Genomic DNA, 24,561 nt, shown 5'->3' on the forward strand with positions numbered 1-24,561 from the left:
GTGGTTGAGAATGAGCAATATTTCATAATTCTGCCAATTGGCTGCAAAGCAAAGCCGAGCAGGATATTGAGTTATTTCAGTTACCAAACCGTTAGCGGTCAGTTACCGAAACCAACACTGCTAACGAGGTGAAAAACAAATAGTTTGTCACCAGTGTTTGTTGCACTGTTCTGCACAACTTTCAATGACAGAGAATGCTTACTGATTGATTATTTTTGCAAACTAAAAAAGTAAGCAGATGAAAGTTGAAAAATTCAAGGTGCTGCTCTACCTCAAAAAGAGCGGATTGGACAAGAACGGTAAGGCTCCCATCATGGGACGCATCACCCTCAACCGAACAATGGCGCAGTTCGGTTGCAAGTTGTCATGTACGCCAAAGTTATGGAATCCACGTGAGAGCAGACTTGACGGCAAGAGCAAGGAGGCTGTGGAAGTGAACGCCAAGATTGACAAGCTGTTGCTGGCAATAAATTCAGCCTACGAGTCACTTGTGGAGCGCAAGACGGATTTTGACGCAAAGGCGATAAAGGACCTGTTTCAATGCAGTGCAGACACTCAGATGACCTTGTTGAAACAGCTTGATGCCATCATTGCGGACATTGAGTCAAGAATCGGCATCGACTACAAGAAAGGCACGCTGCCAAACTACCACTACACTCGCCTGACATTGGGATTGTTCGTCAAGAAGCGTTATGGAACTGACGATGTGGCATTCGGTGAGCTTGACGAGCTGTTTATCCGTGAGTATATGGACTTTTGCTTGGACGAGAGAGGTCTTGCACTTGATACAGTCCGCCACTATCTCGCCATATTGAAGAAGACCTGCCGAATAGCTTTCAAGGCAGGACACTCCGAGCGTTATCATTTCATGCACTTCAAGCTACCTCAAAAGAAAGAGAATCCACCAAAGGCATTGACACGTGAGGACTTTCTGAAAATTCGTAACCTCGAAATACCAGAGCGAAGAAAATCGTTGGCTTTGACCCGTGACCTTTTTCTTTTCGCCTGCTATACAGGCACGGCTTATGCCGATACGGTTTCCATCACGGAAGAAAACCTCTTTCGTGATGAGGAGGGCAGCCTTTGGCTGAAATACCACAGAAAGAAGAACAAGATGCTTGCACGTGTGAAGTTACTGCCAGAGGCGCTTGCCATGTTGGAGAAATACAAAGACCCGACAAGACCTACTCTTTTACCACCACAGGAATTTCGAGTGCTGAGAGGTAACATGAAAAGTCTCCGAGTACTATCTGGCGTAAGTATGGATTTGGTCTATCATGTTGGACGGCACAGTTTCGCATCGCTCGTTACGCTCGAAGAAGGTGTTCCGATAGAGACTATCAGCAGAATGCTTGGTCACAACAACATTCAGACCACGCAAATCTATGCACGTGTCACCCCGAAAAAGCTATTTGAGGATATGGACAAGTTCATCGAAGCCAACAAGGACTTCAAGTTTGTCCTGTAATATTATCACAAAATTAGAAAGGAACATAACAATGAGAAGTACATACAAGCAGTTTTATTATATCAACCGTGGCAGAGTAAAGGCAGACGGAACAACATCTATATTTTGCCGTATCACGATTGACGGCAAAGTGTCAGCCATAGCAACAGGTCTTTACTGTGCTCCCGAAGAATGGGACACGAAAAAAGGTGAAGCCAAGAATGCAAGAGTGAACGGACAACTGCAAGCGTTCAGACTAAGAATTGACGAAGCCTACGAGCAGGCAACAAAGGAAAAGGGCATCGTTACCGCCGAGATTCTGAAGAATGTTATTGTTGATGCAAATACTATCCCGATGACATTGCTTGCCACTGGCGAGGAGGAGCGTGAACGCCTTAGGCTGCGCTCTATCCGTATTAACTCAACATCTTCTTATCGCCAATCTAAGACATCGCAGCTAAACTTGCGAGAGTTCATCGGGTTACGAGGAATGAATGACATTGCATTTGAAGATTTGACTGAGGAATTTGGCAAATCTTATAAGTTGTTCTTGATTGGCAAAGGGTATAGTGCATCCAATACGAACCATAATCTTTGTTGGCTGCAACGCTTGGTTTATATCGCTGTTGACAGAGGTCTGCTGAAATTCAATCCATTGGAAGATGTCGGATATGAAAAGAAAGGCTCACCAAAGCGTAGACATATATCCAGAAATGACTTGCTGCTCATTATGGAGACTCCTATGGAGGATAAGGCTTTGGAGTTGGCACGCAGAATGTTTGTTTTCTCCAGCCTTACAGGTTTGGCTTATGTCGATTTACGTAACCTGTATCCACACCATATCGGAATGACGGCAGACGGTAGAAAATACATCCGTGAGAAAAGAGCAAAGACCAACAACGAAGCGTTCATTCCCTTGCACCCGATAGCTGAACAAATAATGTCGCTATACAATACAGCGGATGATAGCAAACCTGTTTTCCCTCTTTCTTCACGTGATTCCATGTGGTTTGAATTTCATTCACTCGGTGTGGCTTTGGGTATAACTGAGAACCTTACCGCACACGTTGCAAGACATACATTCGGAGTAAACATGGTTACTTCGGGCATATCAATGGAAAGCATCGCCAAGATGATGGGGCATTCATCATTGTCAAGCACACAGGTCTATGCCGTTATCACCGATGACAAGATATCCAAGGACATGGACAAGCTGATGCATCGCAGAGAAACAAAAGAAACTGACCAAAATAAGAATAAGGAGGACAAGAAATGAACAGAGGGATTATAACTGTCAGCGAGAGCGGAACGGTATCCATGCCGACTGATACTGTATGGATGACCATGCAGGAGATTGCCGACATGTATAATGTATTCGGCTGCTATGTGCGCAAGGCTGTCAAGGCTATATTCAAGGACGGCATCCTGAAAGAGCAGGGTGTACGCCGTCATGTCAGGAAGAACGACCGCATCAGCTATGATGTGTATAGTCTTGAACTCGTCATTGCGGTAGCCTTCCGTATTGACAGCATTGAGAGCAGAGCCTTTCGGGAGTTCATCATGCAGTCCGTCATCGGCAGGCAGACAAGCCGCACTAAACTGGTCTGTATCTTTACAGAGAACGCAATGGCATAGAACAGCCATATAAAGCAACGTTCCTTGGAGGCTTTGCGCCTCCAGCCACTTGGGCGAACCTCCGCAGTGTGTTTTAGCATGGTATTAGATTTTATACAGACCATACGGAGAAACACTCGGCAAACACGACCAACTCGGTATAGCCAATAAAACGAGGCGACAACCTATAACAGCCACGCTCGGTAAGTTATACATTGTCGCCTTGTTCATTTCACCCCACTCATCAAGAACATGTATTTCTCCTACAAGCCCTTCATTCTGTACGCCTCACGATAGTTAGCCATCAGAATCTTCTGAATGTCGGACTCGCGGTAGAGTATCTTTCCGCCAAGCTGGATATACGGGATGACACCGTTGTTTCGGTAGTCCTGCAGGGTTCTTCGGCTCAGTTGCAGCCTGGCGCAAAGCTCCTTGTCCGTCATGAAGCGCTCACCGCCAAGCATGGGGCGGTAGTTCATCACGGCACGTTCAAAATTGTCAACCATTCGGTTGAGGTGGTTCACGATGTGGTTCATCCACTCGCTGTTTCTTGTCATTACTTCATTGCTCATAGTTGTCTCGTTTTATTGTTGATACTTACGTTACTCAATTTACTTGCTGCATTGGATAAAGTGGCTGTTGTATATTGACAGCCTAATCTGTGCGCTTGCGAAAGCGCATGTCCTTTTTCCTGTCCTCCACTACTGCTACGATAGCCATCACGTCCTCCGGCTTGTAGTAGGTCCTGTGGCTGATTTGCGTATAAGCCAAAGTTCCGTTGTCCCGAAGCGTCTGCACTGTCCGTGGGCAGATGTTGAGCGTCTGACACACGTCCTGCGTGTCGAGCCACTTGTTCATGGTCTTGTCCTCACTGCGCTCACGGATTCTGTCCATGCGCTTCACGAAGTTCTCCAACTGGGCATCAAGATAGTTGAATGCCTCTTCCTCGAATACGATGAATCCCATACTTTTCTTTTTTCTAAGTTAATACTATGTTATATGTCGCAAAGCTCCACGCATATGCTGTGCTCCACGTTTGTGAGTGCAAAGATAAGGCACGGCAATCTAAAAACAAGCGCTTTCAATTTCTGTGGCAGTATGTTGCCGGGGTTTGCCGACTTCAACGCCAAAAACAACAAGAAAAACTTGCACGACTGCAACGAATACATGAACAATGATGAGTTGAGAAATACGTTGAAGTTCTCACAACTATCTCGGTATGCAAATAAGCAAGCCACAACTAAATTGCTACGTTACACCCAATCAGTTGCATGGCTGCACTCAGTACACTTACTTTGCACCCGACAATCGGTCAATGGTGCAAACCGTGACCACTATACTAACAAATAAAACAATGTAAGTTATGGCAAAAACAAAAGATGCAGTCTTGACTCCTGGGCAAAAGGAGCTGATGGAAAAAGAGTATTTGGATTTTGTTAAACCATCTACGTATGGCAACAAAGCCAATCCAAGTAGTTGTAATTCTCTCTATGATGATGTAGAGAACCCAGAGTTGAGAGCAATTGTAGAGAAAGTTGCTGCAACAACTCCCTATAGAGAGGAAACATCAACGAACGAGGTTCAATCGCCACCGAATCCGCAGAAGCGCATCAGCGGCAAGCAGCGCAAGGCGACATTGGAGGAGTATCAGCAGACCTTCCTCCAGGTTCCAAGGATTGACGACCGCAAGCCAGTCTTCGTCAGTTCCGATGTACGAGACCGTCTTGACCGTGTCGTCCGCATCCTTGGAGGGAGGCGCATGAGCGTATCGGGCATCATCGAGAACATCGTGCGCCACCACCTAAGCCTTTATGAAGAGGACTTCGAGGCTTGGTGCAAATTGTGAGAATTAAGGTCTGAGACCTTGGACGTGGATAGCTGAAAGGCTGTAGTTCCAACTAACGTGTTCTGAGAGGGAGCGAGGTTATGTTTTGGGAACCCCAAAACGCCTCGCTCCACCATGAGGGCGGAGGAATTTTGCTCCCGACGGTCGCAGAAAGTGAGTGTACCAACTGTAAACAGTATATCGAATGACAAGCATACAGGAACAGAACAGGAGAAAGGGCGGAAGACCGCCCACAGGCAGGGTTCGCAAGCTGTCGAAGTCTGTCACGGTGAAGTTCTCGAAGCCAAGCTACGAGGCATTGAGGCTGAGGGCGAGAAAAGCCAACCGCAAGTTGGCGGAGTACATCCGTGAGTCCGCCTTGAACGGCGAGGTGGTTAGCGGACACAGCGCAGAGACGGTAGCCATCGCCAAGCACCTCATTGGCATGGCGAACAACCTCAACCAACTTACCAAGCTGTCGCATCAGAGAGGTTTCCACGAAACCCATGCGTATGTGGTGGACTTGTTGAGAAGATTGAAAGCAATCCTTGGCGAGTATCGCCAAGCAAGTTATAAACCGAAGCCAAGCAGTATGGGCAGAAAGGAGGATACCACATGATAGGCAAGCTAAAGAAGGGCAGCTCTTTTGCTGGCTGCATCCGCTATGTGACAGGCAAGGACGAGGCGAAAATCCTTGCATCCGATGGAGTGTTACTCGGCACGAATGCCGAGATAGTACAAAGTTTTGAGCTGCAAAGACAGCTAAATCCTAGGATTAAGAAGCCTGTGGGGCACATAGCTTTGAGCTTCAAGCCCGAGGATAAGCCACGTTTGACGGATGATTTCATGACTAAAATAGCCATTGAATACATGCAGATGATGGGGATAATAGATACCCAATTCATCATCGTAAGGCATCACAATACGGACAATCCACATTGTCATATCGTGTATAACCGCATCAACAATGAGAGCAAACTCTTATCAGACAGGAATGATTACAGGCGTAATGAGCAGGTGACCAAGGCTCTAAAATCCAAGTATGGACTGACCTACGGAACGGACAAGAGCAATACTAATACTCGCAAGTTACGCAATGCTGAGCGTGCCAAATACGAGATTCACAATGCCGTCAAGGATGCCTTGAAAGGCGCTGATAGTTGGCAGAAGTTCAAGAATGAACTTGCAAAGCGAGGTGTTCTCTTGGAGTTTGTCTATAAGGACAAGGAGCAAACCAAGGTGCAAGGTATCCGATTCTGTAAAGACGGATATAGCTTCAAGGGTACGCAGATTAGCCGAGGCTATAGCTTTGGCAAGCTGAATGCAAGGTTTGAGGGAATGGAGAACCATGTATCACCAAAATCCAACTCTACTCTGCAATACGAGCAAGGCTATCATAAGAGCAACCATGAGCCATCCATGTCGGATAGCAGCCAAGACCCTTGGGACGGCATTTCTTCCATTGGACTTTTTGCTTCTGCCAACGCTCAGACCTTTGAGTCTTTCCCAGAGGACGAATCATCCAAGAAGAAAAAGAAGAAACGCAGAAAGGGCTTTAGCTTTTGATGCAAGTTACAAACCATTCAAACAACAAAAGTAATATACAATGAAAGAAGAACTATTGGAAGCCATCTACGGCACAGTTGAGAGATTGGAGCAGAAAGTCGATGAACTTTCTGACTCCACAAAGAACGCAGGAGCGGAAACAGTTCTCAGCCCTGCAAGTGTTGACACAAGCAAACTTGAAAAAGCCATCCTTTCTGTATTCGCAAGAGAAGAGGAAACTATTGGCAATTTAGCAAAATTAAGAGAGGCGATATGCGTCTATATCGACCTTACCAAGAAAGAAGTAAGCAAAGAGGAACAGCGAAGTAAACTCTTGTTTGATACCATTAATATGGTGAAACAAGAACTGAATGCCACATCAAAAGTTGTGCAGGACAAACTTCACGCAATAGGTTACACACCTCAAAAGAAGGTTGTCACCCACCGCTTAGAACCAACTTCAAAGTATGTTCTTCTTTTCATTGCAGCCTTGGCTCTATCCCTTGTTATCTCCATTTGGGGCAATCTAACCCAATGGCGAGAGCATCAAGCTTGGGAGGTGGCTGACTTGAAATATCGGGCATTGAAGATGGTTCTTCCATCTGACGACCCCAATGTTCGATACATCGAAAAGAACTTTTCCGTATGCCCAAATAAAGAAGTTATTGAGAATGTGAGAACTCGTGTAAATATTTACGAGGACTCAATTCGCTACCATAACGAAATGATACAGATGGCAGCAATTAAAGATAGCATTGCCAATAACCTATTTAAAGAGGCGAATGAAATTACAAAGAAAATTAATCAGAAATAATAGACAACGACCATCGGGTACAAGCGCATCCTTCGTTTCGACAAGTTTAAGACCAACGGCATTCGCATCGTTTTCGATAGCGCAAGGGCTTGTCCATGCATCAGCAACATAGCAGAATACTGACTTTTCATTAACTCTCAACTGTTCATTCGTGTCCGTGATGCCACTTGCTTGACATTGCGGACACTTTTTCTTTTATGGTAGCTATAAAGAGGAAATTGATAATTATAGCAGTTTTGGTTATCTCACTTGTTGCATCTTATATCTTATGTGAAACGAAACAAAATGATGCCGATATTGATCCTGTAAAAGTCGAAGAATATACGGCAGTCTTAGAAAACAGTGTTGACTTGGATTCCATTGCAGGAACATATTGCGGTGTATTGCCTCCTAATGTTGAAACAATACTCACGCTAAATGCAGATGGCACCTATCGTTTGAAGCGGAAATCTGCAAACGAATCGGATAGTTGTGAAGTGTTGAATGGCATCTTCAAAGTAATTGACGGCAGTATTTTGATGCTTGAACATCCGGCAAGTGGTGACAACATATTTTATAAGGTGAAGAATGACAGCGGTATTATTCTGATAGATTCGTTTGGGAATGAGCCAAAAGCAAGAGACTCTAAATTATATATCTTGAAAAAATAAAATGGACTTCATTTTTGAATTAATATCAGAATATAGTTACATATACATAACTTATATCGTATTATTGCGTTAAAAATTAGCTTTTCCTCAGAAAAATCTTACATAAAATATATTTTTATCAAGGATTTGCTATATTTTTGCGAGCAGATTTAGTAATTAATATAATATGGTGTATATGAAACTTAAAAGATTATTAAAAATCACAGTTTTTGCATGCTTACTATTTTCTGTTGTGAGTTGCCAAAATGATTCGCCAGAAGAAGTGATGTATAGCAAAACTTCAATGGAGCAACAGACAGAACAAAAGTTGCAATGTCTTTATGAAATGTATAAAGACAAGCCTATTCAGTCTCTTTTCAATACAACACGAGCAACTCGAGAAGTATTAAATGGAGAATGTGTTATCGGTGCGATACAATATTGTGGAAATCATTTTAACGAGAACATCTCAAAGAATGAAATTGTGAGATATTTCGGAGACAAGGTTCAAAGAGACAGAAATGGCAACATCACAGGAATAGCCTTAAATACGTCTGATTGGGATGCTGCATTAAACAATTGGTTTACGGCTACATATCCTTATAGCCAAGCTTACCTGATAAACGAAATAGCCAATGGTAAAATAGCTTGCTGTAGATTGGGGAGTGATAGAAGTCATGCCGTTGTTTTATTGGGAGTTGATGCAGATGCGGGGAAATTCATATATTATGATCCTGTTCTTGGTGGCGAAAATAACAAGGCGGCTTTTACTGAAATATATGATCCTAGAATTATTACAAAAAAGTAAGATGTATAGCTTAGAAAGATGCAGTTGAAACTCTATATATTTTAAACCAAAGAGTCATGGATGTTATAAAAATATCCAGGACTCTTTGATTATTTATAAAAATACTTAAACTATTTCATCAATATAGGTATGTCATAACTTCCATAACCAATAATTTCAACATCTGTAAGAGGATGGATCGGGGTCAGTGAACCTTGTATTTTATACTGAAAATAAATGGTGTCTGTTTGTTGAAGTTTATTAATTCGGATATTCTTTACTTTATCAAAAGCCTCCAATGTTGCACTCTTGAATTTTTTATTGTTGCAATCCACAACTTTTCTTTTGACAACATTTCCCTTGTTATCTGTTTTATATTCAATAGCAACAATTGCCTCTTGGTTACTGGCTTGAAGCTTTATAGGATATTTACAGATATGGCTTAATTTTGATACAAGCAACTGCTTATCTTCACAACTGCGATACCCTTGAGCACTGGCTTGTAAAAATAATAATACCGCTATAATAATCAATATTTTTTTCATACCACAATTTTACAATAAGATACTAATTCAATTTTACAAAAATACATAAAATATTTATAAAATAAGAAAAGTTTTCTGTAAAATAGCTTTTTATGTAGAAAAAAAGATATAATATTTAGTATATTTATGAGATTTTATAAATATTTTACATAAATTTCGTGTCAATTTTGTATTTTTGTGTCGTTTTTTGGGTGGTATTGTCTATTGACTTTCCACATTAGTTATGGGACTTCATGAAAAAACGACTATTGTTTCTCTTTTCTTGACAGACCTTTTCCTCTCGTCATTCTCTCCCTTGTGGCAGAGTCTATTCGCATTGTGTTTAGCTTAAAATCTACAAATTGACTACAAAATGAGAAAACTCACCTTGTTATTGTTGTTGGGTGTCTCTCTTGGCACCTCAGCCCAAACGCCAGGCGGAGTTGATGGCAGTCAAGTATGGAATCACCTTGAAAGGCTCGTACCTTGATAGTGAGGGTAACCTGCTATGGGACATTGCGGAGAATGAAGCCTACCACCACCGTGTTATCGCTTTCGGCACAGTTGCAGCGGGCAGTCTCATTCAACCTCTCTCGACAACCTCGTATGAGGAAAGTCACATGTATTCGGCATTGAAGGACAATGGAACCTATTATGACTCCAATCCTTACAACCCTTCATCCGCTTCCCGTCTGCTTGTGATGGGACGTGAGGCAGGAAGCGCAATTCCGGACGAGGGATATACATTCTGGGGTGACGATAACGCATCGCTTGCGACATACACATCTCCTACCGATTCTCTGTGGCATGTTTTGAAGCGCAAGTGGATGATTAAGACTAATGTGCCTTCCTCACCAGACAGCACAATGACACGATGGATAGGAGAAGGACTTGAAGTGTTCAAGAACGGCTTTATCGACAACCTAACACAAGAAGCGGCTGCATCTGGTGCATACGCCGTAACTCCAGCCTTTGCAGAAGGTGGCGGAGCGTTTGAGTTTACTTGTCCGACAAGCCATCCGACCTTGGACATGGGCTTTGCTGGCAATGGCGGAAACACCTGTAAATACGAATTTAGGTTTGGCAACGATGGCAATGTGTATGCCATCACTGACGGAGTTGTTTCAAAAGCAACCACAGCAACAGATGTTGACGGAACAGACATCTCCATACGCAAAGAAGGTAAAGTAATATATCTGCGCATTGACGGCATCGGAAGTGCCACAAGAAGCATCACCATTCCCGAATCAAATTCAACGGATGCAAGCATGGGCATCTTCAGAACCGAAACTTCGGATGTGTCGTTGGATTTATATGGATTGCGTACAGGAGGCATCGGCGATATTGGTAGCTTTGCAGAACTCAGTTACGACCTCATGCCAAGCAAGGAGTTTGCCGATTACAGCCGCAAGCGTACCATCATGCTTATTGACCCAAGCGGAGAAGGTGAATTTGACACAGGCTGTAATAGCAATGTCAGATGCTCCAAACCGGACATTGCCAGAGGAAAGACCGTTTTCTGAAACATATTCTGGGATGCAGACGGCAGCGGAAGCGATGTCTTCACGTTCGCCTATTATGACGGCATTGCCGTAGAAGCCCTTGCCGTCCACATAGTCGTTGTTGTCCTCGCCATTGTACGGCACTGCAAAGGTTGCATGATTATCCTTGATAACCTGCAACTGCTCAGCATATTTAACCTTATAGTCAACAGAAAGTCCATCAGTCTCGCTACCTGCATACTGGATGCGGCGTGGGTCTGAACCGTAAGAGTCAAAGTTTCCAATCTTGCTGACTACACGCTGGCTACCAATATAGATGTGCTTGGTATAGCGTCCGCCTTGGTTGGCAACCAAATATGGACTAACGTAAAGAGAGAACTTGGCTGTATTTGTGCGACCACCAGCAAACTCGGAGTTTACATAGACTTGGTTACTCTCGCCCGATGTCTTCACCGTGCGCTCTCCGTCTGCGTCATACCAATAATTGGTTACGAAACCGTTATCATCAGAAGCAAGGAGTCTGTTCTCCTCATCCCATTTCAGCTTGCGCTCTGCGGCTTTCTCGTCAGCAATTCCGTCCTTTTTGTGCGGCTTGTGTTGACATAAACAAGGTTGCCGTTGGCATCATACTCGTAAGCATGGCTGTTGTTCACATTCTCGCTCTCAGATGGAGTCTCCTCTGTACGATAGTTCACATCCTTAACGTTGGCGAGTTGGAACTTCTTTCCAGTGTCTGTGCCGTATGTATAAGTAAGGTCATAGCCTGCATTCAAAGTGCCGTCAAACTGCACGTTGTTTTGCGTGAGGATTTGACGCTTAGAGGTGATGCGGTGCATATTGTCATAGCCCATTGCAAGAGTGTAGCTTGCGGTCTTGTTGTCCGCACCTGTATAAGTGCCAGTTGCGCTGACAAGACGATAGAGTGCATCGTATGTATAGGCATGAGCCATCTGTCTGCCAGCCTTTCCACTCTGTGGAACTGACGCACCATTTACCACGCTGAGCACATTGCTCACCGCATCGTAAGTGTAGGCATTGTCCATGGTGGTATTGCCACCACTGTTCACGGTGAGATTCTGCAATCTGCGACGCTGTGGGTCGTAGGTGTAGAAAGTCTCCGCACCGTTGCAGTACTTCAGGTTGGTGCGCTGCTCGAATTTGTCATAGCCGATACGGTTCACGTAGTCATAGCCGTAAGACTTTCAATATTTCATAATCAGGTTTGCTATCTTATAACAACTCAAACGATTTCTTTTTATAGCATTATGCTAAAAAACATCAGATTTTTGAATCGTATTTATGTGATAAACGAGTCTTTTATTTATGGAGCAGAAGGAAGATATCTGTAATTTCTGTATCCCCTTCTGCTCAACTGTTTACTTTAAAACATGCATTATATCATGTAATATAATATCACCATTATCCCATAGAATATAAAACCAATACCGCCATAGTAGCCCTTAAGAACTGAAGGATGAGGAATTGTTATTTTGAAATAAGTCCTATTAACAGGACTCTTTTTCTGTTCCATATATGTATCAATAAATATTTCTATACCAAATAATATTGCACAAAATGCATGACAGATGTAATAAAAAAAACTTATCACACCTAAGAACAGTCCTATCAATGAAGCTATTCCATATATATATGTGGAAAAACTTTTTTTACTCCTATTTCTGTATAAATATATAAGTATCCATACACTACTCAAGAGCGTTATGCAATTAATAAATATTATGCACCATAGAGGTATCGTATCCATTATTTATTATCTTTTGTATTATTATTTTTAGAGTCCTTTTCTTCTATTACCTTATCGGTGATTTTTTCTGCTCCAGAGATTTTAAGTTGGCGATTTTGATCTAATATTTCAGTTCCTAAGTCAAAACCTTCTTCACCGATTTTTTTGTCATGACTAGGCAAATATTTATGAAATAATTTTCCTGTTGCTTTGTCAATAAGTACAAAAACACCACTCTTAAGCACATCAGCCCAATCACCATTTACTGCATCAATGAGCATTCCTGTAATACCTGCAGCACCAGAAATTGTGTTTCCAATACCAGCCAAAGGTACACCAACTTCAGCACCAGCAACAGACAGTGTTAATGCATAGCCAGCTATAGCAGCAGCATCTCCGACATTCTGGGCTGCATTGACAAATTCTTTACCGACTTTGTAATGAAGAGTTACAACAAATTCACCATTTTCATAAGAACATACCTGATAAGAATATCTAAGACTGGGATTCTTTGTATCTCTGTTCTCAATTACTTCAGAAGCTTTGTTCTTGTGCCATAGATTGTACCATTTACGCGAGGCTTCAGCTAAAGCTTTCCATCTGAAATTTCCATCAGGATCTATATATATGATGGGATTGTTATCTGTATAAATATACGGTGATACATTTGGAGTTTTTTCCTTTAATGCATCCGTAGAAATCCACAAACTCAACCTCGGGTCATAATACCTCGCTCCAAAGTAGTACAATCCTGTCTCCTCATCGAATTCCTTCGCATTGAAAAGATAAGGCGTATTCCAAATGTTATTGCGCTCCTCAACGAACACTTCACCGAAAGGAACATATTCAATATGCTGCACCACCTCGCCATCAAGGTTGGTGATGTAACTACTGCTACCCAAATGGTCTGGGTGGTAGTAGAACTGCATCTTCTCGTATGCATCGCCCTCTTGGAAATTGTTCATCATTGCTCTTGCCATTACACGTGCCTGCGCAGCCTCCAAGCTGCCGTCATTGCAGCAGAAGCCCTTGCCGTCCACATAGTCGTTGTTGTCCTCGCCATTGTACGGCACTGCAAAGGTTGCATAATTATCCTTGATAGCCTGCAACTGCCCGGTATATTTAGCTTTATAATCAACAGACAAGCCATCTGTCTCACTACCTGCATACTGGATGCGGCGTGGGTCTGAGCCGTAAGAGTCGAAGTCTCCAATCTTGGAAACGACACGCTGACTACCTATATAGATATGCTTTGTATAGCGTCCGCCTTGGTTAGCAACGAGATAAGGTGATACATAGAGTGAGAACTTGGCGGTGTTCGTGCGACCTCCTGCAAACTCAGAGTTCACATAAACCTGGTCACTCTCACCTGATGTCTTCACCGTACGCTCACCGTCAGCATCATACCAATAGTTGGTAACAAAGCCGTTGTCATCAGAAGCAAGGAGGCGGTTCTCTTCATCCCACTTGAGTTTGCGTTCCGTGGTCTTCTCGTCAGCCACGCCATCCTTCTTGGTACGGCTTGTGTTGACATAAATGAGGTTTCCGTTGGCATCATACTCATAGGCATGATTGTTGTTCACATTCTCGCTTTCTGAAGGTGTCTCTTCCGTGCGATAATTCACATCCTTCACATTGGCAAGCTGGAATTTCTTGCCTGTGTCAGTTCCATAATTGTACGACAAATCATAACCTGCATTCAATGTGCCGTTGAACTGTACATTGTTCTGCGTGAGAATCTGACGCTTTGATGTGATACGGTGCATATTGTCGTAACCCATCGCAAGAGTATAACTTGCGGTCTTGTTGTCAGCACCAGTATATGTACCTGTTGCACTGACAAGACGGTAGAGGGCATCGTATGTATAGGTATGTGCCATCTGTCCGCCAGCCTTTCCACTCTGTGGAACTGACGCACCGTTTACCACGCTGAGCACATTGCTCACCGCATCGTATGTATAGGCATTGTCCATAATGGTGTTGCCACCACTATTCACCGTGAGGTTCTGCAATCTGCGACGCTGTGGGTCGTAAGTGTAGAAAGTCTCCGCACCGTTGCAATACTTCAAATATGTGCGCTGCTCAAACTTGTCATAGCCGATCTTGCTCACATAGTCGTAGCCGTATGACTTGTAGCCATGAACCTTTTCAAGCTGACCACCGAGATTGTAAGAATAGGTGATTTTCTCCTCATCAGGATAAATCATCTCCAACAGACGGTTGTGGCTGTCATAAGTCCATTGCGTCACATAGGTTGCTATCGCCTGATTAGGCACAATCATCGTGCGGCGGGTCTTTGTCACCTCGCCCATCTTGCCATAGAAGTATTCAATGGCACCTGTTCCATCCTCGCGGAGCATCAATCTGCCGATACGGTTCTGAGAAGCGTTGCGACCACCGTAGTAATACTTCACGTTGTTCTCCGGATGATCTGGGTAGTTGATACCCGTCAGACGCTGATAGTCGTAATCGTAAGTAATGAACTTGCCTTCCTTTGCAAGATTGGCAGTCTGCTTGGTCAGCACATTGCCGAGTGCATCGTAAGTGAAACTGGTGATGCCGCTTGCTGGATGGTTCACCTCTGTACGGCGGTCGCCCATGTCGTAAGTGGAGGTCGTCACGTTGCCCTCCGTGTCGGTGACACGAACAAGGCGCTGTATGCCGTCATACTCAAACGAGGTGGTAATCTCACCGTCAGGACCGCTCTTCTGGATGGTCTTCAAGGTCTTGCCACTGCCATTGGTATGGGTAGCCTGCACATTATGGAGTGCGTCTGTTACGGTTGTAACAAGTGCATGACTGCCGTTGTCAACAGTATATGCCGTAGTTGTCGTAGAGTTGTCCGGCAATGTCACTGAGGCAGCACGGTCGAGCACGTCATAAACAGTAACCGTTGGAGATACATTGTCAAATGACTTGCTGAATGTGGACTTCGATCCGGTTCCTTCCGTTGTAGGATAGAATGCCTTTGCCACACGTCCGAAAGCGTCATACACGTTTCTTCCGCTGACTATCATCACGTTCTCGTCCTTGGCAGAGTTCCCCTTGGATGCACTTGTCACAACACCGTCCTTCTTCACCTGCACGGCTCTTCCGAAACCGTCAACGAACGTAATGGTCTCCAAGTCATCGTTAGGGTGCTGGATGTCGTAGTGCTTGGTCACTGCGTAAGCAGGTGCGGTAATGCCACTCTCACCAAAGGTAGCCAAAGGCTGATATTCAAAGGCGATGGCATAAGGCACGCCCGTAGCCAACTCATTTGGACCACGCACGCCAGTAATGCGACCGAGGTCGTCAACATCAGTCTCATAGTAGAAGTTGTTGAGGTCACGATGCTCCTTGGCAATGCCATAGCGATAGTCAAAATTGCCTTGCTCGCTGCGGTAGCCCCACGCATCGTCAATGCGCTCAACATACATGTTCATCTCAGGCTCATAGCGGTACTTGTACCACATACGCTGTCCCTTGCCGTTGGCAGGGAGAGTCTTCTGGATGATGTTGCCGTAAGAGTCGTACTTGTAATCCGTAACAGCCTCGCCATCATTCAACTGCTGTGTAATCTGCGTGATGTGGTTGGCGTAGTTGGTATTATACTTCGCCGTCACATGGTGATAGAGTGAGCCGTCACCGCCTGTAACAGTAACATCAACAGGAAGTCCGAAGATGTGCTTGCTTGCATTGTCCGTGTATTTAATGGCGGTTGCATAGTCAAACTTTCCGTTTCCGTCCTCGCCAAGGCTTCCCTTGTCGCTGTACTTGTAGGACTTCAACTCACCATGATAGCCATTGAGGTAGTATTCATTCCATGCTTCGGATGTAACCACACCGTTTGCAGCACCCTCATACTGCAAGTTTGCCGTATAGCGGAGAGGGACGAATGCAGAGGCACGGTCGCTCCAAAGGTTCACGTCACGCTTTGCGAACGTGTACTTGTCACCGTCGGCAGTCAGATAGTAGCTGTCGTAACGGTTCTTTGTCTCGGTGTACTTGTTGCCGTTGGCATCCTCTACGGATGTGGCGGTAACATTGCCCTGCGTGTAGTAGTTGGCAACATCGTAGTTCTCAACAGCCTGTCTGTAAACAGAATTGCCTTTCTCCGTGTCAAGGTTCTTGGTGATGACCTCACCGAAACCGAGGAACTCACGTTCATGGCGGTCACGCTTGCCGTCCTTATACTCAAAGGCGGTAGTCATGACAGGTCCATCGTCATGGATACCATCATCAACGGTAAGGGCAGCCATTACCCACTTGCCACCAGGAAGTCCGTAGGTAGGAGTGGTATGCGCATAGTCGAGCGTGAAAGTACCGCCCAAGGAATTGGTGACAGACTTCAACATGTTTGTTCTGCCAATGGCAGAGCGTGTAACCTTCAACTCGCTTTCCTTCTCAGACTCAACGATGTCAAGATAACCGTCACCATCAACATCCTGCAAAGAGTAGGTAGGACGATTGATACTGTGCGAGGTTGATGCACCAGGGTTGGTTGAAATCTTGATGCTTATGACAGGAATGTTGATGGTCAAAGTGAACGCTGCATTTGCAGACTCTGATGTAGAGGCAGATTCACTAAGCGCACTTGCACCCTTCCAACTGATAGGCTCGTCAAAGCCATTGCCTGTATTGAGGGCAACAGTTATACCGTCACCATCCTTCCATACCTTATCAGGAAGACCGTCAGAGTTGATGTCGATAAGGTTGTATTCCTCTTCACTTTCAGAGGTTACGATACCGAAACCTGCTGAGAAACTACCAGAAGCCTTGTTTATATCCTTATACTTTTCATCTTGAAATTTACCCCAACCTGCCTCAGGAGTATTACCACTTGCACCAATATTATAAGAAAGACTCTTACCGTCTTGAACACGGTCAAGTTCCCAATCTATAGGCTCAGTGAAAGCATAGCCAAGATTCAGTTTTACTTTCTTGTCTGAAAGAATCTTGTCGGGAAGTCCATCGCCATTGATGTCAATGAAAGATTCAACTGCCTCATCCGTATTCTTTGGCGCACTGCCAGAAATGGAGAATTGAGCCAGCCATGCAGTCTGCTGGTTCAGTATGGTTGCTTTGCCCTTGGAGATTAGATTTGTGATGCTTGACGCTGAAGCCACAGGGTTGCCGCCATATCCCCATGCCTGTGAAGCATTGTCGGAGTTGCTGGAGCCGATGCCCTTATAGATTTCGCCGCTCAGTCCACCAAGAGAGTTGGTGTATTGAATCGTACCACCAGCGATGATGTCAGGGAATCCGTCACCATTCATGTCCATCATGGTGACCTCTGTCTTGGCATTACCGCTCGCATCGTTGTGTGTGATACCAAGCGCACCGCCTTGCACTACCGTGCTCTTGCTGGACATCACTTGGCTTACTGCCGCAGCACCAGTACCTTGCAAATACTCACCTGCAAGTCCTGCTACCTCGGTATCGTTCTCCAACGGATTGGAGAGAAGAACATCCTGCTCGGTCAGTCGGGCTGTACTTGCCTCGGTTGCAGTAAGATAGATGTCCTGTCGCTGACCGACCCACTTGTCCATGGAGGTCTGGTCGGTACCCAATGGGGTGAATGCCATCGTGAGCGGATCAACCTTGTCGTCCTCGTTCTCTGGCAATTTCAGCAATGACTCGTCAATAGGCTTGGCGTATCTGCCCTCTGCCGCATTATAGACAAAGCCGCCCCAACCTCGGTAGAGCATACCGAAGCCATTGTTATCGCTTTCTGCATAGAATCCAGCAGGAACACTTTCAACAACAAGTCCCGCAGCATCTTTCTGAACAGAAACAGAAGCAGAGGTCAACGCTCCGTCAGAAATGGTTGAAGGATAACTGTATTCAAACCAAATCTTCTTTCCGCCAAAGTTTGAAAGGCGTAAGGTATCGCTCTGTAAAATACCGTTCTGTATCTTGAATATCTTCTTGCCGACAAGGGCATCAACAGTCTTTGCCGTCAATACCACCTCACCATTGAGGGCATTGTCAGAAAGTGCGAGTACAGGAGATACTACCAAAGCAGTGTCTGCCGCTGTGGTTAGATATGGCTTACCCTCCTTCAAGGCATTGGCGAATATCTTGTAATGTGCAGGAACTGCCATGGTCTGCTCAACATTGGCAGAATCCTTGTAAGTTACAGACGCTTGCCAACCGATATTCTTTCCAATCAACATTTGAGGTAGATGAAATCTCAAAGCTGAAGTTGGTCAGCTTTTCTGTATTCTCCAGACTGATGTTGAGAGAATCGCCACCAAAAGCCTCATTAGCCTTCAATGTACGAGCAAAGACAGTCTTCTCGATATAGTTCGGGTTGTCGTTTCCGTCACTGTCTTTCTTTTCATTGCTGCCGATGATGCAGAGAACAACATCGTCGGTTGTTACAGGCTTGTGGAAGGCACTGCGAACTTCCACGCTTGAACCATTCTCCACATTGGCAGAGGTGTTCACATCATAGATGGCACCATCCTCAGGCTTGTACTCTGTTGAAGAAAGCCCGTTAGGCAAGATATTTGACTCGCCAGCGTATGTAATGGTAGGCGACCAGCTCACCTTGTCAAAAGAACCGTTGCTTGTTTCCTCAGAGCCAGACTGGACACGGAAATAGATTCTGTCACCACGCTTGACGGCAACAGATGATACGGCTGCGCTGTATGGACTGTTGTCACCCTTGGCTATCGTCTTGTTCCAAAGTTCATTGCCTCCCTTTTGGATGGCAATTCTTACGCCGTCTGCCTTCTGATACTCGTCAGCATCATAGTCATCTGTTGGTGCAATGAGGCTTACTTGACCAGTTACGCTGACAGTTCCGTCCTTAGGAGCCTGCCATACACGCACAATATCCTCCATCGGTGAGTTCTTGATGGCTTCCGCCTGCTCATCCTTACTGACCTCCATGACAGAAGTGTCAACCTTGCCACCATAGATAATTGGGCTTGGCGTGTCGGCACTGCTCAATGTAAACGTAGGCACGGCATTGCCAGACTGATCAAACTCCAAATGGTTGAAATATACCTTGCCATTGGAAACGAGGTCAACAAGTCCGTCACCGTTGATGTCGCTGAAATACTGAGTGGTCTTTGTCTTAGTGGTTGACTTGTCCGTTCCGACAACGGCAGTCAGAACATTCCAACCGACAACGGCTTTCGCACCGAAAGAGTTCGTAGAACTTTTGGTTGTCGAGAAGTTACTGATACCCTTTACCTTGACAGGCTCACCATATACTACTTCTCCGTTGTCAGTCTTGACCTGTGGACGATAATATACGGAACCACCAGACTTGTATACCTTGTCAGGAAGTCCGTCACCGTTCAAGTCAACGAATGCGGAAAGTCCCTTGCTGGTATCGCTGGAGTAGCTGTAAGAACCTCCTATTGTATTGCTTTTCCATTTGCTTCCGTCCCAAGGTCCCACACCTGCATAGAACGAACCGCTTACAGAAGAACTTGTCGTTCCGCCAAGTGCAGTTGGCTTGTCGCTGAAGCGCTTGCTGACAGTCTTCAATGGATTGACAAAACCAGCGTCAAGTCCATCATCGTGCGTGTTCCATTTCTCGGAATCGTCCTTGAAAGGAACATAACCCTTGTCTGCCTGCACATCATCATAATAGTCGAAGTTCTGGAAAGCCACTTCCTTTCCGGTGTTGTCATACTGTCTGACACCTGTGAGCATTTCCTTGTGGAATGCACCTTCCTTGTAGTCAAAGGCATAGCTGCGCAATGTCTCGCCCTGGAAATTCACGGTCACTTTCTCCAACAGCCTGTTGGAGGAGGCGAGGAATCCATAACGGGCATTGTTGGTCTTTACCTGCTTTACCTTGTTGCCATCAAAGAGTACAACGGTGTGCGGTTCCTGTCCTGCATTACCTGCGTGAACCTCCTTCAGATATGCAGCCTTGGCCTTCAAGCCGCCACGCACATCCTCATCCACGATGTCATACACATATTCTATATAGTCACCGTGGAGTTCCTCGACACGTTTCAGCTTCCATTCGGCAATCACCTCACGGGTATTGCCCGAAGCATCGGTGACATTGCCCTTTACAACAGCTCCGTCACCACCATAGATGTACTTGACACCCTGCTTGTCTGTAACCTCCCAATAATAGTTGGCAGGACTGTCACCCTTGCGGATGATACGGTTGAAATCACCGCCTTGGCGGGTGTAGAACTGGCGGTCCGCCTTTCTGTTCATCTTCTCGCCACGGTGTGCGACTCCCATCTGTCCGTTGTCGTCCATGGTGGAGAGCATTGAACCGGACAAGAGATAAGTCTCCGTCTCTTTTGACAGGTCATAACGAGGCACGCCCCACCGGGTGTCAAGCGTAATGCTTGGCACGCTGACGTTCCAACCCTCGCCAAGCCAACCGCTACCGCCCTCGCTGCTGTACTGCAAACCAAGGCTTGGCTGCATACCGTTTCGTGCTGGCGGCATCTCGAACGGATACTGCAGGTTGGCAGAGCCACGGTTGTTTGCGCTTGGAGGCGCAATGACATTGAGCTTCGCCGTAGGGTCTGCCGCCTTGATGTCGTTCATCATCGTCGGGGCAAAGCCTTCGGTCTGCGGAGACTCCGGTGCCTGTATCACACCGTTGATCATGTCGGTGAAGTGGGTCGTCTTTGAAACGACACACTCTTCCTTCTTGTCCACACGCACACGCTCCAACGCAACCCAATGCTTCTCGGCCGGGTCGTAGTAATAGGTACGGATGTCGTCCTCGGTATAGCCGCTTGGTATCCTCGTGCGGTCATACTTTATCTTGACAGTCGCGCCCTCGCCTGTGAAGTGTGTTCCGTGAGGGAGAAAACGGTAGCCATGTCCTCCTGCCGTGACATTGGTCATGGCAAAGTCAAGCTCAGGGACATTCTCCTCTCCGATAGAGTTCACGGAAAGGCTTCTGTTCCGAATGAGGTCTTTCTGAAGAACGACCAGTTTGCTACCTCCTACGGAGATACTGTCAGAGACACCCTTCTTGAAGAGCTTTCTCACGGCTGTCCCGTCCTTTGCCGAAAGGGACAGTGTGGCGGCAAGCAGTAAAACCAATGCCCACGCCACCTTCTGTATATAATTCTTCATGCGTATCTTCCTTTAAGTTACTTTACTGAGATTTTCCTTGTATGCTCCCCATTCTCGGAGATTGCCTTCACGACATACACACCCGATGCGGGAACCTTGAAGTCGGCCTGCTTGACGCTTTCGCCTGTCATTTGGCGTGACACTACCAGTTTGCCTGATACGTCAAACACCATCAATGTGGCTGCAGAAGGCTTGTCCTGTGTGAGTTTAGCCTCGTAGATGCCTGTCGTAGAACCGTTGCCATTGACAGTGAAATCCTCGTCTTCTCCAGAAATGAAGGAGTTGTCAGCCTGTCTGTCCGAGCTGCCCACATGGCTCTCCCTTGCCTGTGTTCCGTTAGGCATACTTGCATCACACTCGCTGCCGACATAGACGGTCATCGTTGTCGTACACTTCTTGGGTGTTTCTATCTGCACGTTGCCCCTTGTGGTGAATGAGGTTACAGGCGTACCGTTTACGGTAAGGTCGGTGATATGCGTCTCGCCCTTTCCGTACTTGATGCAGAACCGCCATGCACGAAGTGACCAGACATATTCATGATGCATGGTCTGTCCGTTCAACTTGTATGTGACCTGCATATTGCGGACTGTAACACTGAGCACATCGCCAGGCTTGATGGTGACATATTTGGTTAGGCTTGTATATCCACCGGTTATGATATGCGCCTTGTCGCCCCGCACGTCGAAGCCATATTGGGTGATCTCGTCCGTGAGGCTTGGCTCCAATCCCACACGGTAGTTTGATTTTGTATCGTTCACCGTCCATGAGATGTCGCCAGACAGATAGGTCCTGGTGTCATGCGAGTATGAGGTGTAGAGTGCGTTGCCAGTGGCATAAATCTCGTTGCCTCCACCTTGTGATACGGACAGCGCATAGGCGCCGGGGGCAAGATTCGTGATTCTATGCGTGTCACCGAAGAATGTTCCTCTGGCAATGGTTTCTCCTTTTACTTTTCCTGCAACGGTGTCAACGCTGAGCACATAGGAATAGACTGGTGTACCGATGTTGATGCCGATGTCGATATACCCGTCATTGCGTGGAACTCCATTCTCGCAACTTGACGGCGTAGGAGTGGCATCATAGGAAATGCCGTCATAATAGGCGAATGTGAACACATCGCTTCCGCTTCCGTCTGCATCCCATAGGATATTGCGGAATATGGTCTTGCCCCTTGTCATATCAGGCTTGGAGCATCTTATGTTGCTATTGCTGTTGATGTCGAAATCACCTTCACCGCTTGGGTCTATGAGCATGACGGTACGCTTGCGGCAATAGTCCGAGAACTCCCTGTCCGGTGTGAGGTCATAGCTCAGCTCTGCCATATAACCGACATCATCTATTCCTCCTGTCCTCAAGCCTGCCATATTCAAGGCGGACTCTGCTCCTTCCGTTCGGATAATGCCCACATTTGTGTCTGTGTCAGTTGCATCCGAAAGGGATATGGTTCTTGTCGCACTTCCTGTTCCGTCAACACGCAGATAGATGTTTTTGCCTTCCTTGCGGATAGAGATGTCCGTTCCGTCAACATCCGTGGCGATGTATGAATTTGAGACCGCTCCGTTGATGATCGGATAAACAACTCCAGCATTGGTGAACCGGAATCCATACTTGCATGTGCTGCCACCGATGCTTCCGAAGCCAACGTCAAAAGTCGGGTGACTTGTCGGACAGGTGAACTCAAAAGCACCGCCACCTCCAACAAGGGCTGGGGTCGTGGCATAAGCTCCGGAAACGGCTTTCTCTTGGATGATATTGTCAGTAAAGCCATTCCTTGACACTTCAAGTCCTTGCGCAGTCCATCTTGCCACTGTACTGTCGGGCTTTGACGGCACGTTGGTCTTGACCATCCATGTACGTTTCATGACATGCCACAGGGAATCTGTAGGTGAGGTATATGTTGCAAGTGCCACATCATCGTCGCCCCAGAAAGTAAAGCCTCTGTCCGGCATCGGATTGCCGTTTTCACGTCCCATGACAAGCAGACGGGAAGCGGATGAAAGGTTGTATGGATTTGCGTCATGATAAGTTCCGTTCTCCTTCAAGGCCGAATATACCGGACTTTCCTCATATGATGTTGCGGAAAGCGGTTGGGAGAGACTTCCTGCCATGTCTGTTCCAACAGCTGTGACCCTATGGTGGTAGGCTTGGTTCTCCGCCATATCCCAAGTCAGGTTTCCGTCGCTGTCAAGATACGAGCCTTTGAGGGTGATGCCGTACTTTACCGCCAGATAGCTCTCCACTTTTCTGCGCTCATCGGGTGTAAGCATCCTGCTGAAAACAATAAGTTCAGGGGCATATCCCCGGATGGAAGCATTACCGAAGAGCGAGGTCGGGATATCCGTACCGAAACTGCCCGAGGTGGAAGGTGTTCCTATGAATAAGGTGGTGTTGGAGTTGTCTCCCCACAATGTTGTTGAAGGATTGCTTACCTTGAAGTAGGACACAACGCGCAGAGCGCTTTCCTTAAAACCGTTCTCGGACAAAGAATCGCTTGATTGATAAAGCAGGTCTTCACCCGATGCTGAACCATAGTCCAGTGGTTCAACGCCTCTACCCCTTACGGCTTTGTCCTTGCTCAGAATGGCTCCGTCGCCCTTGCGGCCGTCAAGAGCATAGACAACCATATCCTTGCCGATGGTTGCCAGTTCCGGTGCAAAGACACCGATGACGGTAGCCTGCGAGAGGTTGCCGTGTTTGAGTTTGGCACTCAGACTACGAAATCCGTCTGCGAGCCAGAGACTCGGATTGAAGTTGAAGTAATGGACTGAACTGTTCGGAAGAGTAAGTTCAGACTTGACGCCACGGCTGTCCAATAGCATCAGCCGTATGGAATCCCCAGAGAAATCCTGCCAACAGTAATAACCTTGCAGGTCTGAGTTCAAAGGCGCAGTCTTGAACCATAGTTCGCTTCCGCTGACTCCTCCGGGCGTTTGCGCGAAACTGCCGAGAGCGAAGCCTAACAGTAACAAAGAAGTAAACTTTCTCATGCGCTGTCAATTTGGAGTGTTTGAAAAATATAAAAACGTATGCCTCTGCCGCGCAGGGAGAGACCAATGAGAGAGAACGGACTGTT

Annotated in this window: 16 protein-coding genes and 1 pseudogene; 10 read left to right on the top strand and 7 right to left on the bottom strand. The window is 46.1% G+C overall.

Annotation, left to right across the window (positions count from 1 at the left end; all coding sequences use genetic code 11):
• The first annotated feature begins 238 nt into the window (after nucleotides 1-238).
• Genes BACCOPRO_RS16395 through BACCOPRO_RS16405 form a run of 3 tightly spaced genes read left to right on the top strand, consistent with a single transcriptional unit; the run spans nucleotide 239 to nucleotide 3,082 of the window.
• The gene (locus BACCOPRO_RS16395; RefSeq protein ID WP_008145360.1) at nucleotides 239-1,468 is read left to right on the top strand and encodes a site-specific integrase; all 1,230 of its coding nucleotides are present in this window, start codon (nucleotides 239-241) and stop codon (nucleotides 1,466-1,468) included.
• A gap of 31 nt (nucleotides 1,469-1,499) precedes the next feature.
• Nucleotides 1,500-2,723 carry a site-specific integrase gene (locus BACCOPRO_RS16400; RefSeq protein WP_008145362.1) on the top strand — a complete coding sequence of 408 codons (1,224 nt, stop codon included), beginning with the start codon at nucleotides 1,500-1,502 and terminating at the stop codon, nucleotides 2,721-2,723.
• On the top strand, nucleotides 2,720-3,082 hold the full coding sequence (locus tag BACCOPRO_RS16405; RefSeq protein WP_008145364.1) for a virulence RhuM family protein: 363 nt from the start codon (nucleotides 2,720-2,722) through the stop codon (nucleotides 3,080-3,082). Before BACCOPRO_RS16400 ends, BACCOPRO_RS16405 begins: the two co-directional genes overlap by 4 nt.
• Before the next feature lie 242 nt (nucleotides 3,083-3,324).
• Here the strand turns inward: BACCOPRO_RS16405 and BACCOPRO_RS16410 are convergent, their stop codons facing one another.
• Nucleotides 3,325-3,633 carry a helix-turn-helix domain-containing protein gene (locus BACCOPRO_RS16410; RefSeq protein WP_008145366.1) on the bottom strand — a complete coding sequence of 103 codons (309 nt, stop codon included), beginning with the start codon at nucleotides 3,631-3,633 and terminating at the stop codon, nucleotides 3,325-3,327.
• A gap of 82 nt (nucleotides 3,634-3,715) precedes the next feature.
• Nucleotides 3,716-4,027, bottom strand: a complete 312-nt coding sequence (locus tag BACCOPRO_RS16415; RefSeq protein WP_008145368.1) for a helix-turn-helix domain-containing protein — start codon at nucleotides 4,025-4,027, stop codon at nucleotides 3,716-3,718.
• 397 nt (nucleotides 4,028-4,424) lie between these two features.
• On the opposite strand from BACCOPRO_RS16415, the gene BACCOPRO_RS16425 reads away from it, so the two are divergent.
• The 6 genes from BACCOPRO_RS16425 to BACCOPRO_RS16450 all read left to right on the top strand — a co-directional run bounded on the left by BACCOPRO_RS16425 (nucleotide 4,425) and on the right by BACCOPRO_RS16450 (nucleotide 8,682).
• Nucleotides 4,425-4,907 (top strand): DUF3408 domain-containing protein, encoded by a 483-nt coding sequence (locus BACCOPRO_RS16425; RefSeq protein ID WP_008145372.1) that lies wholly within the window; start codon nucleotides 4,425-4,427, stop codon nucleotides 4,905-4,907.
• 184 nt (nucleotides 4,908-5,091) lie between these two features.
• Nucleotides 5,092-5,505: a plasmid mobilization protein gene (locus tag BACCOPRO_RS16430; RefSeq protein ID WP_008145374.1), complete on the top strand. Its 414-nt coding sequence runs from the start codon at nucleotides 5,092-5,094 to the stop codon at nucleotides 5,503-5,505.
• Nucleotides 5,502-6,452 carry a relaxase/mobilization nuclease domain-containing protein gene (locus BACCOPRO_RS16435; RefSeq protein ID WP_008145377.1) on the top strand — a complete coding sequence of 317 codons (951 nt, stop codon included), beginning with the start codon at nucleotides 5,502-5,504 and terminating at the stop codon, nucleotides 6,450-6,452. Before BACCOPRO_RS16430 ends, BACCOPRO_RS16435 begins: the two co-directional genes overlap by 4 nt.
• 40 nt (nucleotides 6,453-6,492) lie before the next feature.
• Nucleotides 6,493-7,245, top strand: coding sequence for a hypothetical protein (locus tag BACCOPRO_RS16440; protein ID WP_007900057.1), 753 nt, complete (start codon nucleotides 6,493-6,495; stop codon nucleotides 7,243-7,245).
• Nucleotides 7,246-7,442: 197 nt separating this feature from the next.
• Entirely contained in the window at nucleotides 7,443-7,895 is a 453-nt protein-coding gene (locus tag BACCOPRO_RS16445; protein ID WP_007900060.1) for a copper resistance protein NlpE N-terminal domain-containing protein, read from the top strand.
• A gap of 175 nt (nucleotides 7,896-8,070) precedes the next feature.
• Nucleotides 8,071-8,682: a C39 family peptidase gene (locus BACCOPRO_RS16450; RefSeq protein WP_228115526.1), complete on the top strand. Its 612-nt coding sequence runs from the start codon at nucleotides 8,071-8,073 to the stop codon at nucleotides 8,680-8,682.
• Nucleotides 8,683-8,792: 110 nt separating this feature from the next.
• On the opposite strand, the gene BACCOPRO_RS16455 is transcribed toward BACCOPRO_RS16450, so the two are convergent.
• Nucleotides 8,793-9,206, bottom strand: coding sequence for a hypothetical protein (locus BACCOPRO_RS16455; RefSeq protein ID WP_007900069.1), 414 nt, complete (start codon nucleotides 9,204-9,206; stop codon nucleotides 8,793-8,795).
• A 425-nt stretch (nucleotides 9,207-9,631) separates the two neighbouring features.
• Between BACCOPRO_RS16455 and BACCOPRO_RS16460 the strand changes: the two genes are divergently transcribed.
• Nucleotides 9,632-10,708: a DUF8202 domain-containing protein gene (locus BACCOPRO_RS16460; RefSeq protein WP_007900073.1), complete on the top strand. Its 1,077-nt coding sequence runs from the start codon at nucleotides 9,632-9,634 to the stop codon at nucleotides 10,706-10,708.
• 63 nt (nucleotides 10,709-10,771) lie between these two features.
• On the opposite strand, the pseudogene BACCOPRO_RS18225 reads toward BACCOPRO_RS16460, so the two are convergent.
• The 4 genes and pseudogenes from BACCOPRO_RS18225 to BACCOPRO_RS16485 all read right to left on the bottom strand — a co-directional run.
• Nucleotides 10,772-11,730, bottom strand: a pseudogene (locus BACCOPRO_RS18225) (hypothetical protein); the annotation flags it as partial.
• A gap of 721 nt (nucleotides 11,731-12,451) precedes the next feature.
• Nucleotides 12,452-18,589 carry an RHS repeat-associated core domain-containing protein gene (locus tag BACCOPRO_RS18135; protein WP_008145383.1) on the bottom strand — a complete coding sequence of 2,046 codons (6,138 nt, stop codon included), beginning with the start codon at nucleotides 18,587-18,589 and terminating at the stop codon, nucleotides 12,452-12,454.
• Nucleotides 18,525-21,488 carry a SpvB/TcaC N-terminal domain-containing protein gene (locus BACCOPRO_RS18610; RefSeq protein WP_008145385.1) on the bottom strand — a complete coding sequence of 988 codons (2,964 nt, stop codon included), beginning with the start codon at nucleotides 21,486-21,488 and terminating at the stop codon, nucleotides 18,525-18,527. Before BACCOPRO_RS18610 ends, BACCOPRO_RS18135 begins: the two co-directional genes overlap by 65 nt.
• 17 nt (nucleotides 21,489-21,505) lie before the next feature.
• A complete protein-coding gene (locus BACCOPRO_RS16485; protein ID WP_007900085.1) occupies nucleotides 21,506-24,475 on the bottom strand; it encodes a T9SS type A sorting domain-containing protein in 2,970 nt (989 codons plus the stop codon).
• Nucleotides 24,476-24,561 lie beyond the last annotated feature (86 nt).

Source organism: Phocaeicola coprophilus DSM 18228 = JCM 13818 (genome assembly GCF_000157915.1).
In the GTDB taxonomy this organism is placed as follows: Bacteria; Bacteroidota; Bacteroidia; order Bacteroidales; family Bacteroidaceae; genus Phocaeicola; species Phocaeicola coprophilus.